Source organism: Polynucleobacter sp. JS-JIR-II-50 (assembly GCF_018687895.1).
Taxonomy (GTDB): domain Bacteria; phylum Pseudomonadota; class Gammaproteobacteria; order Burkholderiales; family Burkholderiaceae; genus Polynucleobacter.
The window spans coordinates 1,610,123-1,622,786 of sequence record NZ_CP061307.1; the positions used below are offsets into that span (position 1 = coordinate 1,610,123).

At 45.7% G+C, this 12,664-nt stretch carries 13 protein-coding genes and 1 other RNA gene; 7 read left to right on the forward strand and 7 right to left on the reverse strand.

The window, feature by feature from the left end; genetic code table 11:
- Positions 1 to 11 precede the first annotated feature (11 nt).
- The 4 genes from ompA (at position 12) to ssrA (ending at position 2,475) form a co-directional block, all read left to right on the forward strand.
- Complete coding sequence (gene ompA, locus FD963_RS07960) at positions 12 to 581, forward strand: outer membrane protein OmpA (RefSeq protein ID WP_215361735.1); 570 nt, start codon at positions 12 to 14, stop codon at positions 579 to 581.
- Positions 582 to 677: 96 nt separating this feature from the next.
- Complete coding sequence (gene ubiG / locus FD963_RS07965; RefSeq protein ID WP_215361737.1) at positions 678 to 1,367, forward strand: bifunctional 2-polyprenyl-6-hydroxyphenol methylase/3-demethylubiquinol 3-O-methyltransferase UbiG; 690 nt, start codon at positions 678 to 680, stop codon at positions 1,365 to 1,367.
- An 8-nt stretch (positions 1,368 to 1,375) separates the two neighbouring features.
- Entirely contained in the window at positions 1,376 to 2,056 is a 681-nt protein-coding gene (locus FD963_RS07970) for an HAD family hydrolase (protein WP_215361739.1), read from the forward strand.
- Between the two features lie 60 nt (positions 2,057 to 2,116).
- Positions 2,117 to 2,475: a transfer-messenger RNA gene (gene ssrA / locus FD963_RS07975) on the forward strand.
- A gap of 75 nt (positions 2,476 to 2,550) precedes the next feature.
- Here the strand turns inward: ssrA and FD963_RS07980 are convergent.
- The 7 genes from FD963_RS07980 to FD963_RS08010 all read right to left on the reverse strand — a co-directional run bounded on the left by FD963_RS07980 (position 2,551) and on the right by FD963_RS08010 (position 9,268).
- Positions 2,551 to 4,629 (reverse strand): TonB-dependent receptor domain-containing protein, encoded by a 2,079-nt coding sequence (locus FD963_RS07980; protein WP_215361741.1) that lies wholly within the window; start codon positions 4,627 to 4,629, stop codon positions 2,551 to 2,553.
- Between the two features lie 84 nt (positions 4,630 to 4,713).
- Complete coding sequence (gene hemP, locus FD963_RS10420; RefSeq protein WP_215361743.1) at positions 4,714 to 4,893, reverse strand: hemin uptake protein HemP; 180 nt, start codon at positions 4,891 to 4,893, stop codon at positions 4,714 to 4,716.
- 3 nt (positions 4,894 to 4,896) lie between these two features.
- Positions 4,897 to 5,283 carry an energy transducer TonB gene (locus FD963_RS07990; protein ID WP_215361744.1) on the reverse strand — a complete coding sequence of 129 codons (387 nt, stop codon included), beginning with the start codon at positions 5,281 to 5,283 and terminating at the stop codon, positions 4,897 to 4,899.
- A gap of 338 nt (positions 5,284 to 5,621) precedes the next feature.
- Positions 5,622 to 6,794: a class I SAM-dependent methyltransferase gene (locus tag FD963_RS07995; protein ID WP_215361746.1), complete on the reverse strand. Its 1,173-nt coding sequence runs from the start codon at positions 6,792 to 6,794 to the stop codon at positions 5,622 to 5,624.
- Positions 6,795 to 7,649, reverse strand: a complete 855-nt coding sequence (locus tag FD963_RS08000) for a pirin family protein (protein ID WP_215361748.1) — start codon at positions 7,647 to 7,649, stop codon at positions 6,795 to 6,797.
- 31 nt (positions 7,650 to 7,680) lie between these two features.
- Entirely contained in the window at positions 7,681 to 8,232 is a 552-nt protein-coding gene (locus tag FD963_RS08005; protein ID WP_072583683.1) for a carboxymuconolactone decarboxylase family protein, read from the reverse strand.
- Positions 8,233 to 8,254: 22 nt separating this feature from the next.
- Positions 8,255 to 9,268 carry a tripartite tricarboxylate transporter substrate binding protein gene (locus tag FD963_RS08010; protein WP_215361750.1) on the reverse strand — a complete coding sequence of 338 codons (1,014 nt, stop codon included), beginning with the start codon at positions 9,266 to 9,268 and terminating at the stop codon, positions 8,255 to 8,257.
- Between the two features lie 88 nt (positions 9,269 to 9,356).
- Between FD963_RS08010 and FD963_RS08015 the strand changes: the two genes are divergently transcribed.
- From FD963_RS08015 to FD963_RS08025, 3 genes are all read left to right on the forward strand, one after another.
- The gene (locus FD963_RS08015) at positions 9,357 to 10,133 is read left to right on the forward strand and encodes a sulfurtransferase (protein WP_215361752.1); all 777 of its coding nucleotides are present in this window, start codon (positions 9,357 to 9,359) and stop codon (positions 10,131 to 10,133) included.
- Positions 10,134 to 10,209: 76 nt separating this feature from the next.
- A complete protein-coding gene (locus tag FD963_RS08020) occupies positions 10,210 to 11,214 on the forward strand; it encodes a tripartite tricarboxylate transporter substrate binding protein (protein WP_215361754.1) in 1,005 nt (334 codons plus the stop codon).
- A gap of 53 nt (positions 11,215 to 11,267) precedes the next feature.
- A complete protein-coding gene (locus FD963_RS08025) occupies positions 11,268 to 12,641 on the forward strand; it encodes an MmgE/PrpD family protein (RefSeq protein WP_215361756.1) in 1,374 nt (457 codons plus the stop codon).
- Positions 12,642 to 12,664: the final 23 nt, after the last annotated feature.

The following is a 12,664-nucleotide window of genomic DNA, read 5'->3' on the forward strand; positions in this document are numbered from 1 at the left end:
GAGGACTAAAAATGAACAAAACCCTAAGAGTGTTGCTCGCTTCTGTTATTACTGTTTCTGCTACTGCAGCAATGGCTTCTGATAACTGGCAAAACGGCGATGGCGCCCTAAACTGGAAAAACGGCGATGGCACATTGTGCTGGCGCGATAGCAACTGGACACCTGCTACTGCAGCTAAAGGTTGTGACGGTGCGTTAGTTGCTGCTGCTGCTGCTGGCGTTAGCCAAAGCAAGATTACTTTGCAAGCTGACACACTTTATGACTTCAACAAGTCTGACTTGAAACCAGAAGGTAAAGCTACTTTGGACAAGATCGCTGCTGATTTGAGCAAGATCAAGTTAGAAGTAATCATCGCTGTTGGTAACACTGACAGCGTTGGTACAGATGCATACAACATGGCCCTCGGTCAGCGTCGTGCGCAATCTGTTAAGACATACCTCGTAAGCAAGGGTGTTGACGGTAGCCGTATCTACACAGAATCTAAAGGCAAGAGCAATCCAGTTGCATCAAATGCAACTGCTGAAGGCCGCGCTAAGAACCGCCGTACTGACATCGAAGTTGTTGGTACAGCAGCTAAGTAATTCACTTTACTTGTAAAAAAGCCCGCTTCTAGCGGGCTTTTTTATTTCCGCTATATTCATAGACTTCTCCAATAGCCTCACTATTAGCCCATCCATATGAACGTCGACCAATCAGAAATCGCCAAATTTAGCGCCCTAGCCCATCGCTGGTGGGACCCCAATAGCGAATTCAAACCTCTACATGCCATCAACCCGCTACGTCTAAACTGGATTAAGTCCTTCGTTAGCCTAGAAGGCAAGAAGGTGGTTGATATTGGTTGCGGTGGCGGCATATTGGCAGAATCTATTTCTCAATCAGGTGCAGATACAACCGGTATTGATTTATCTGAAAAAGCTCTCAAAGTAGCTGAATTACATGCTTTAGAGGTAGGTGCAAACCTTACTTATCGCTCCATCTCAGCTGAAGCGCTTGCTGATGAGCAGCCCGAACAATACGATGTAGTGACTTGCATGGAGATGCTTGAACATGTACCAGACCCAGCGTCAGTGGTGCGCGCTTGCGCCAAGCTCTGCAAACCTGGTGGCACGTTATTTTTTAGCACCCTCAACCGCAGCCCTAAGTCCTACTTATTTGCCATTATTGGCGCTGAATATATTCTGAAATTACTTCCTAGAGGCACTCACGAGTACGCTAAATTCATCAAACCTTCTGAATTAGTAGCCTTTACTCGTCATGCGAGTTTAGAGATGCTGGGTATGAAAGGTCTTAGCTATAACCCACTCACTCAGATCTACAGCTTGAGTGATGATGTCGATGTGAACTATATGATTGCCGTTCGCAAATAATTCAAGCTATGAGCAATCTTTTTAGTCCTTATGTCGGAATCTTTTTTGATTTAGATGGCACGCTAGCCGATACTGCGCCCGATTTAGTAGCGGCAACCAATCAATTGCTCGTTGCGCGTAATCTTGAGCCCAAGCCTTATGAATTTCTGCGTCCTTATGCTTCAGCTGGTGCCCGCGGATTACTTGAAGGTGCCTTTGGCATTAGTCCCGATCACGCAGATTTCATCCTATTGCGCGATGAGTTTTTCAGTAATTACGAAAAAGCATTGCTGGTAGAGAGCAAGCTATTTGATGATATGGGCCATCTGCTGGATCAAATGGATGAAGCGAGACTCCCCTGGGGCATCGTTACCAATAAAAGCGAACGCTTTACCAACCCCCTCACTGAATTAATGGGTTTGCGCCAAAGAGCTATTTCTACCGTTTCTGGTGATACAACATCGTATTCAAAACCCCATCCTGAACCCATCTTGCACGCCGCCAGAATAGCCAAGGTAGATCCTACAAAATCGCTTTATGTAGGAGATGACATTAGAGATGTTGTGGCAGGCAAAGCAGCTGGGATGAAGACGGTGGCAGCAGCTTATGGCTACTGTGGCTGTAAAGAGCCCCCAGAGGCCTGGGGGGCGGATTACATCGTCAATAAGCCGCTCGAGCTACTTCAAATCATCTTTCCCAATAGGGAATAAAAGATATTCAACAATTTAAAGCTGGCGGCTTTAAAATAGAGCTTCCTAAGCATGCAATCTGGGACCGACATGGTTTCGACGTGGGTTACAAAGCATCAAGGGCATACCGAGGACCCGTTATCTCGTAAATCAATGGGAATGTTTTAACTGCAAACGACGAACGTTTCGCACTAGCCGCTTAATTGCGGTTGCCCCTGAACTGATTCTCTCTTGGGTCAGCTAGCGCAAGCTAGATCAGGGTCATTTACAAGAGATAAGATCATTTCATGTCACGGGGAATGATTCGAAAACTTAGTGGATCGTCAGCGTGGAACGTGTCAATCCGTGCCTAGCTGGCTAAATTAAATGATATGACTAAGTATGTAGAACTTGTTGTGGAGGATTTGCGGACGCGGGTTCGATTCCCGCCGGTTCCACCATTTTTAAGTCTGTAACAGTCCAACGCCACCCAGATGGGTGGCGTTTTTCTTTGCTTCAGGAATCCATCATTCCTATTAATTGAATTGATAACTCATACCAGCTTGGAAATTGAGGGGCGCTCCAGCAAAAATCCCATCAGGACTCCGGCTCGATATATATCTTTTATTAAATACATTGTTAATCACTCCAAACAATTTCCAATCTTTGTTAATAGCGTAATTAGCACTCCAATTCACTGTAGTAAAGGAGGGCACTTCACCTAAAGTTCCAATGGTATTTTGCGCAACTGTATTTGCTGAATCCGCATATTGAGTGGAAACATAATTTAGACTAACTAAAGTATTGAAGCCATTCTTTTCATAGCTAACTCCAAGATTGGAAGTTAATTTAGGCGTGTATGGAATGCGATTACCATCTCGTCCCAAAGAGCTAGTGCCAACAAACTTAGCCACCGGGATGTAAGTAGCATTACCGTTAATGCCCCATCCTCCTCCTAGCGCATAAGCCAAGGACATCTCAGCACCTTGATGCAAACTTTTACCGCCATTGGCTTTAGAAATTCCGGCAGCTAAGCTCTGATTCACAATTTGATTACTGAAGTTCATGCTAAAAATAGCTGAATCATAAGTAAAAGCACCCGAGCGACCACGCAGCCCGAGCTCCGCATTAGTTGAGCGTTCTGGGGCTAACTGCTGATCAACTCCTTTGTCATCAATTGCGGTGGCTAACTGTGCTGGCGCAAAACCTTTATAAACACTACCGTACGCCTGCACTTGGGGAATAAGCTGCCAGGTAGCACCAATTTGCGGAATAGTTTCTATATTCTTGGCGCTACCTGCTTTACCAGTCGCAGGATTTGAACGGGTCTGGTTATAACTTTCTACTCGTACCCCAGGAATAAGTGCAAAGTCTTTACTCAGCAAGAAACGGTTTTGAGCATAGACCGCCACTGAATTAGCCTTGTTATCTTCCTGCGAAGTGAGTCGGCCAGAATAGGCTAAAGTTTTGGAGCTCACTAATTGATTGATTTGAGATTCGGTATGCATGCGCAATCCAAACTCTGCTTCATTAGAAATCCCTAGAGCCTTATAGGCATGACTTACCCGAGAATCGATGCCCAACATTTGAAACTCTCGATTTCGTCCAATCAGACAATCAGTACCTACGTTGCAGGCTCTAAAGACTGTCGATTCCTGTGTGCGTTTAACAATACTTTGCCGCCAATAATCTCTAGATAACCTACTCCAATACATCAAGGTATTGATTTTGGTCTCTGGGCTGATTTCAATAGCATGGTTGAGATCTACTGCATTTCTTTGGGTAATAAAGCGGTCATTTGGCGCTGGATTATCTCTTGAGTGCGTGCTGAACTGATTTGGGCGCAGACCTACATACGAGGTATTGATATTGTTATCGTAATGGGTGTATTTCAGACTTAACCACTGATTCTGTGCAATCTCCACTCCCCCTTTCACCAAGATGTCGTACATCTTGAAACCATTGCCTTGGTAACCATTGGACTCAGATTGAATCAGGTTTATTCCTCCAATGGCACCATTCGATGACGATTCCCCCCCTGCCTCAAGCTCTGCATAGCGATATCCGTAATTACCCACTTTTCCGGTTAACTTAAATCCTGGAGCAGGTGTTTTGCTAAGGTAATTCACTACGCCACCAATATTGGATGGTCCATATTTCAGACCCGATGCGCCCTTTAAAACTTCAATCCCACCGATTTGCTCTACAGGCGGGCTGTAATAGGAAGCATTGGAAATAAAGAGGCTTGGTTGAATGGGGGCACCATCCTCCAACAGAAGAACCTTGGAGCTGCGACTCGGATTTAACCCCCGAATGCCAATATTTGGAATAGACCCTAGGCCACCCTCATCTCCGCGGACATTAACACCAGGAACCGTCTTTAATACATCTTGTAGGGACTGAGGTTGTAGCTCCTCCATCCTCTGTTGATTAATGACATCAACCGTACCAGGAATTTTATACAGGGCATTTTCCTCTCGCCCAACAATATCAATCCTAGGTAACTCAATATCTTGAGCATTGGCCCAAACCGAAAAAGATCCTCCATATAACAATGCAAACGATGAAATCCAGACTAACTGATTTCGAGGACGAAAAACTTCTTGATGCTTCATATGCCATCTCCAGTGATAGAAACAAAAAATCGCTGGCTATATGCACATGAAAATGCTCTTGCTGGCTAGTAAGTTAATTCATATTTACTTCGTCAAAATGAGTTTCCCTAATTTAGTGATGCGCAATTGATATGGATGCCCATCATGCAAAATGAAGATCTGCTTTGTGTGGCCTAATAAGGTTTCGCTTGGAATGCATCTAGGCAAAAGTTGATTTGATCGAATACATTTTGAATCAAGGTCTAAGATATTTTTCTCGTTCAAGCACTAGCCTTCCAAGGTAAATTGAATAGGTGTTTGAAAGCATTGCAAAGAAACCTGGGGAGGAGCTATTGAAATGGGCTCAAATCTCCACTGAGCCAAAGCCTTGATGGCTGAGCGATCCAAACCCTGAAAGCCTGAGCTTTGGGTGATGCCAACTTCTTGCACAAGGCCTTGCTCACTTACACATAATCTTGCAATGACCAAACCCTGTTCCTTAAGCTGTCTGCTGGCTAAGGGGTAATGGGGTTTGGGGCTGTATATAACCTGTCTAGCTGCACCCAATGCGTGATGCCCAGATCCCTTGCTATCACTATGCGCATGGGATTCATTTACAGCACTGGAACTATCGCGCTCACTGCTGGAAGGTGTCTTGATTTGGGGTGCGAACAAGGATTTTTTCTGTTGAGATGGCAAGGTACTTTTACCTACTAGATTTACCATCAGAAAATCTGGAGCGGATGATGTGGACCCCGCAAATGATCCCGATAAAAGTATCAATAGTGCTAATAAATGAGAGAGAGTTACCCCCGAAATTAGCAATACATCTCTAGACAATGCACCAGAAAGCAAATGACACCCTTAAAAATATATGAGAAAAGCTATATTCAACTTACCAAAAAAATGTGTAGTAAGTTAACTACTGCTCTCAATGATTTTAAGGATGCTACTGTAGATAAACAACCATGATCCCAATGGGGACGGGACTTGTAGGGCTATTGAATGTGGTACTACTTTTGGGTTAATCGCCACAGTGAAGTGACTTCTTTAGATCTCGCTGCATGCAATGCATCAGCTTTATCAAATGCCTTGTTATGCGTTGGCTTCGTATCTAAATGCGCAATCACTTTTAAACCCGCCTGATCAATCCAATTCAGAAGCTCTTCTCTTGTTCTCAAGCCCAAGTACTCCGCAAGGTCAGACAGAATGAGCCAACCCTCGCCATTTGGCAGCAGATGATCTTTTAACCCACCCAAGAAACCCTTCAACATCTGGCTCTCAGGGTCATACACAGCATGCTCTAGTGAGGAACTCGGTCTTGCAGGTAGCCATGGTGGATTACAAACAATGAGCGCTGCTTTGCCGTCTGGAAAAAGATTGGCTTTCTGAATTTCAATTTGTGAATTTAAGCCTAAGTGGTCAATATTTTCTTTCGCACAAGCAATCGCTCGATCACTTAGATCGGTCGCAACAATCTTCTGAATATCTCGCAGAGCTAAAACAACTGCTAACACTCCGGTGCCCGTACCAATATCAAAGGCTACAGAGCTTTGTTTTATGGCTGCCGGCAGCGGGGCTTTCAGCACCAAGCTAATATATTCACTACGCACAGGAGAGAAAACGCCATAGTGCGGATGAATGCGAACCTCTTCATCATCCCTAGTAAGAACTTGCACACCCGTCTTGCGCCACTCATGAGCACTAATGACTCCAAGCAACTCACGCAAGGAAATAACATAGGAATTTTCTTGCGCTCCATAGGCCTCAAGGCAGGCCTTAGTTACATCTGGCGCACGCCTCAAGGATATTGTATGGTCAGCATTTACCGGAATGAGAACCATACCCAAAATACGAGCACGCTGGGATTGGGTAAGACGATGCAGATTAAATGTATCTATGGGGCTTTTGGTTTTCTCTTTTGCAGCCCTGTCAGCCCTGGTAGATTTCTTGGAAGGCTTATCCACCCTCCTGACCAAAGCCTGCAAGAGTTGCCGCGCATTCTGAAAGTCACCCTTGTAAAGCATCGCAGTGCCTTCACAGGCTAAGCGATAAGCAATATCAGCAGTCAGCGTGTCATCGGCGACCTGAATCTTTTTATGGGGAGTAATGCCATTTTCAGAATGCCATTGAGCGGAACAGATTTGTCCGCCCTCTTCCCATTGAAGGGTTGCCGATTGAGTCACCTAGGAAACCACAAACCGATTGTTTTGATAATCATCTATGGCCTGTTCAATTTCAGCACGAGTATTCATTACAAATGGGCCGTACTGAACGATAGGCTCATGCAAGGGCAAAGCTGCTAGAACAATAAATTGCGCGCCTACAGATCCCGCTCTCGCTTTTAAAAGATCGCCATCACCAAGAACAATAGCCGCCTGCTTTGGAGCCGGCATCATTGGCCCACCTAATTCCAGCTCACCTTCGCATGCATAAACAAATGCATTGAGTTCTTTTGGAATGCGTTGCTCAAACTCTGTGTTGGGTGGCAACTGTATATCTAGAAATAATGGCGCAGTAGTGATCCCTTGAATTGGTCCTTGAACTGCATTGTCCTCATGGCTATAGGCGCCCGCAATAATCTTCACTGAGCCGCCATTTGCCAAAGTAATCTTTGGAATATCTTCAACCTGGATATCTTTATAGCCAGCCGGCTTCATCTTTTCTTTAGCGGGCAAATTAATCCATAACTGAAAGCCGCGCATGGCACCGCTCACTTGCTGCGGCATCTCTGAGTGAATAATGCCGCGCCCTGCCGTCATCCATTGCACGCCACCAGTCTTTAGGTGGCCTTGATTTCCTAAATGATCCTCATGCAACATATGACCTTCCAGCATGTAGGTCACCGTCTCAAAACCTCGATGGGGATGAGCCGGAAAGCCTGCCACATAATCATTTGGATCGTTAGAGGAAAACTCATCAAGCATCAAAAAAGGATCTAACCTAACTTGATTTTGACCGCCCAGACTACGACGCAATTTCACACCCGCACCATCAGATGTGGCAATGCCAGGAATAATAGTTTGGATATTGCGGATCATATTGATAAGTGGCTTTGGCTAAACTTTGACTTTAAGCCGGAGGATGATCTTCAGGATTGACATCCAGCGCTATCAAGAATCGAGACACCATGTTGTAAGCGGCGATTACCGTTACCAATTCCACGGTATCCGTGCTTCCCAAAGCCTTTTGTAAGCGCTTCATTAATTCAGGATCCACTTTGATATTGCGCGTCATCTGAAAAGTGAGTTCGGCAGCGTCGTTCTCCACCGGGGAGTAAAGATCTTTTGGAAAATTCGGCTGTCCAATGAGTCGTAAGCCTTGGACCTGCTCCTCAGTGCCGCCGGCTTTCTTGAAAGGTGGCGCATGGTGAAAGAATTCATACTCAGCACCATTCAAGACCGCTACGCCACACATGGCCAACTCACGCAGCTTTGGATCCAAAGACAGGTTATTACGAATCTCACCAATAAAGTGATTCCAGCCCTCTGCAATTGGAACGCTATGCAAGAGCATGCGATCTAAATTAATAAACTGACCGCCCCGTCTTTTGCGAATAGCAGCAACCAACTCTGCTGGCTCTGCCAAATCCATTGGCTGGTAGGGAATTAAACGTTCTGACATGCTTACCTCTTATAAATAGTGCTTACTGAGCAGTTTCTTTAATATTGTTTTCAATTACGAACTTGCCCCAGATACCAATTTGCTTGCCGATAAACTCTTGTGCAGCAACAGGGGTACCGCCAACAATTTGAATGCCTTGCATTTTGAACTTCTCGGCAACAGCAGGCGTCTTCAATGCTTTGTTCAAGGCTTTGTTCATTGCATCAATCACTGCTGGAGATGTTTTACCAGGAGCTAGTACCGCCCACCATGCTGGCGCGCTAAAGCCTGGAAAGCCACTCTCAGAAATTGTCGGTACATTAGGCAAAGATGGTGAACGCTTGGCGGTTGTAATCACTAGCGGAATGACTCCACCATTATCGATATGTGGCTTCACCAAAAACTCTGAGCCTACCGCCAACTCCACTTGACCACCCAAAGCATCTTGCATCAAAGGGCCGCCACCACGATAAGGGATGTGATTCCAATCAAAGCCCGCTTGTTTTGCAAGGCGCGCCATTGCTAGGTGACCCAAGCTACCAATGCCAATCGAACCGTAACTAAATTGCTTGCCTGTCTTAGAAAGATCCACTAATTGCTTAAAGCTAGTGATACCAGATTTTTTACTGGCAACCAACACCATCGGTGATGTGCCAACCAGAATCACGGGGGCAATATCTTTAATCGTGTCATAGGGAAGTTTATCTTTTAGGCTTGGATTCACGCCATGGGTATCAAACACCACCGCAAAGGTGTAGCCATCTGGATCGGACCGAGTCATTGCAGAGGTACCAATCACACCAGAGGCGCCACCTACGTTTTCAACAATCACGTTTTGCTTCAGCTCTGCTTGCAAGGCGGGTGCCAATACACGAGCAACCTGGTCAACTGAGCCTCCTGGCGGAAAGACCGCAATTAAACGAATTGGCTTTTGAGTGGGCCATGTGCCAACACCCGCATTTTGTGCCAGAACTACACCGCTTACTCCCAAGGCCATAAAAGTAGCTAATAGACTGTTTTTAAAGGCTTTTTTAGCCATTTTCACTAAATCCTGCATGGACTTGTCTCCTCTAGATAAGACCTCAAGATTAACACCCCCTCAGCCTATTTGCTCGATAATGCTGCTGTAGCCCAGTGAGAGAAAAATGAAGTCGATTCTAAATATTGCCGCCTATTTATTTGTCAGCCTAGATGGCTTGGCAGAGCTGCGCGCCAAAATGCTGGATGAATGCAATGCCCGCCAGCTGAAGGGAACCATTCTATTGACTGGTGAAGGCATCAACATGTTCCTTGCCGGCAAAACAGATGAGCTACGTGGATTTCTGGATTGGCTCCGCACCGATCCCCGCTTTGCCCCACTTCAAGCAAAGGAAAGTTGGTCCGAGGATCAACCCTTCAAGAAGATGTTGATCAAACTCAAAAATGAAATTATTCGCATGAATCACCCAGCGATTCGTCCTGAGGAAGGTCGCGCTAATTTCATTACCCCCAAAAAATTGCAAGAGTGGTTAGATCGCGGCACTGACGATCTAGGCCGTCCTGTAGTGATGGTAGATACTCGCAACGCCTTTGAAGTCGACTACGGCACTTTTGAGAATGCATTGCATTTCAATATTGAAAAGTTTACTGAGTTTCCAGCGGCAATTTCTGCACATAAAGATGATTTAGTCGATAAGACGCTGGTCAGCTTTTGTACGGGGGGTATTCGCTGTGAAAAATCTGGCTTGTATATGCGCGAGATTGGTATGGAGCATAGCTACCAGCTAGAAGGCGGTATTTTGAAATATTTCGAAGAGGTGGGTTCTGCGCATTACCAAGGCAGCTGCTTTGTCTTTGATGAGCGTGAGGCATTGGAGCCAAACCTAGACTCCATCCCCGTAGAACACTCCATTCGAAAGAAACTCAAAGCCAGTCAAGCCTGAGCAGGGCTAACACTATCAATAGTAAAATGATTTTGCTGTACAAAACTAACTTATAACAATAAATCGGACTCGAGACATGTCTAATATGATCAATCGGCAAAAGCCGATTTTTTTGTCATCCCTTCTATCTGCTTTTTTGGGATTGGCACTCCATTTCAATGCGCAGGCGCAAAGTGCACCATTAGCCTACCCAACCAAACCTATCAAACTGATTGCGCCAGTAGCTGCTGGTGGTGGACTGGATAATATTGCGCGTGCTGTTGCGGAAAAGCTCTCCCGATCTATTGGCCAAACAGTAGTTGTAGAAAATATGGGGGGTGGTGGCGGATCCATTGCCTCACAAGCAACTGCTAAGGCGCCAGCTGATGGCTACACACTCATGATTGCTTATGTAGGGACACACGGCACCAACCCTGCTGTACGCAAACTACCTTATGACGCCATTAAAGATTTCACACCGATTGGCATGATTGGTGCAACACCTAACGTACTTATTATCAATCCTGATCTACCTATCAAGAATTTCAAAGAGTTTGTGGATTACGCCAAAAAGAATCCTGCCAAGTTAAGTTATGGATCTGCTGGTCCCGGCACTCTGACGCATCTCGGCATGGAGCAACTAAAGCTAGCCGCTGGAATATTTATGGTGCACGTGCCTTATCGTGGCGTAGGTCCTGCCTACACGGATTTATTGGCGGGCCAGACTCAGGCCATGTTCCCTACTCTATTTGCAGCGCTACCGTACATCAACACAAATAGGGTCCGCGGGCTTGCAGTTACTGGAGCTAAACGTAGCCCAGTAGCACCCAATATTCCTACCTTCAAAGAGCTTGGATATAACGGCTTTGATGGCCAACAGTGGTATGGCTTGGTAGGCCCTGCAAATCTTCCACCCGCGATTGTTGCAAAGCTCAATGCTGAATTAAACAAAGTTCTCGCATTGCCAGACTTCTCAGAAAAAATGACGAGTGAGGCTTTGACATTGATGCCAATGACACCCCCTCAATTTACCAATTACATCAAAGAAGATATTGCACGCTGGGCTAAGGTTGCCAAAGACCGCAATATTGAAATCGATTAATTTTCAATATCCACTTATTTAAAAATACTCACACTTATTCATAGGAAATTTATATGTCTCACGCTATTGCTGCAGCAGCCGATCTCAATGCACCACCAGTCACCAAAATTTTGGCGGAGTTTGTTAATACTCACCCAAGCCAAGGATGGACTCCAGAGGTTGAACACGAAGCGCATCGTACATTCTTAAACTGGCTTGGTTGTGCGATCGGTGCAGCCAATCATGAGAGTGTTGAATCTTCATTAGCCGCTATTCGTGAGTTTCAGCCAGCCTCACAAGCCAGCATTCTCGGCCGCAAAGATAAAGTAGATATGGGCGGAGCGGCTTTGATTAACGGCATTAGCTCACATACTTTTGACTTTGACGATACTCACCTCAAAACCGTGATTCATCCAGCAGGCCCAGTAGCATCTGCAATCCTAGCCTTAGGCGAACATATTGGCGCCAATGGTCGTCAAATGATTGACTCTCTTATTTTAGGAATTGATGTTGCTTGTCGAGTAGGTAATGCAATGTATCCAGACCACTACCATCGTGGCTGGCATATTACCGGCTCTACTGGCATGCTGGGTTCCGCTGCCGCATGCTCACGCTTAATGGGTCTTGATCTGCAAAAAACAACTATGGCTCTCGGTATTGCTGCCTCGCAACCAGTTGGCATGCGCGAGCAATTTGGCACGATGACTAAACCCTTTCATCCGGGTGGCGCAGCACGTGCAGGTCAACTTTCTGCACTGTTGGCAAAACATGGTTTTACTGCAAGCCCTAAAGCACTTGAGGCGGGTCGTGGTTATATGCAAACGGTTTCTACCAAGTGCGACTGGTCAGAAATTGATCGCGCCCTCGGAAAATCTTTTGAGATTTCCTTAAACACCTATAAACCTTTTGCTTGCGGAATTGTGATTCACCCAGCTATTGATGCTTGCGCCCAATTGCGCGCCCAAGGCGTCAAAGCAGATGAAGTTGAACGCATTGAGTTGCGTGTTCACCCACTGGTACTCGAATTAACTGGCAAGAAAACACCTAAGGACGGACTAGAAGGCAAATTCAGTGTGTATCACGGCTGCGCTGTGGGCTTGATGTTTGGTCAAGCAGGTGAAGGTGAGTATGCGGATGACATTGTCAACCGCCCTGACGTTGTAGCTTTGCGCGCTAAAGTGAATGCGACTACCGACACCTCTATTAGCGAAGCATCTGTGGACGTTAAAGCCTTCCTTAAAGATGGTAAAGAAGTTCATATTTTTGTTAAGAACGCGATTGGCTCCGTAGAAAACCCAATGAGCGATGCAAACTTGGAGCAAAAATTTACAAGCTTGGCCGAGCCAGTGATTGGCAAAGAGAAAACCCTTGAACTGATTTCCGCACTCTGGAAACTAGGACAAGCGCCAGACCTCAAGCAAATCCTAAGCCTTTGCACTCCAGACTAATTTCACCTGAAAGTTTTTTCATC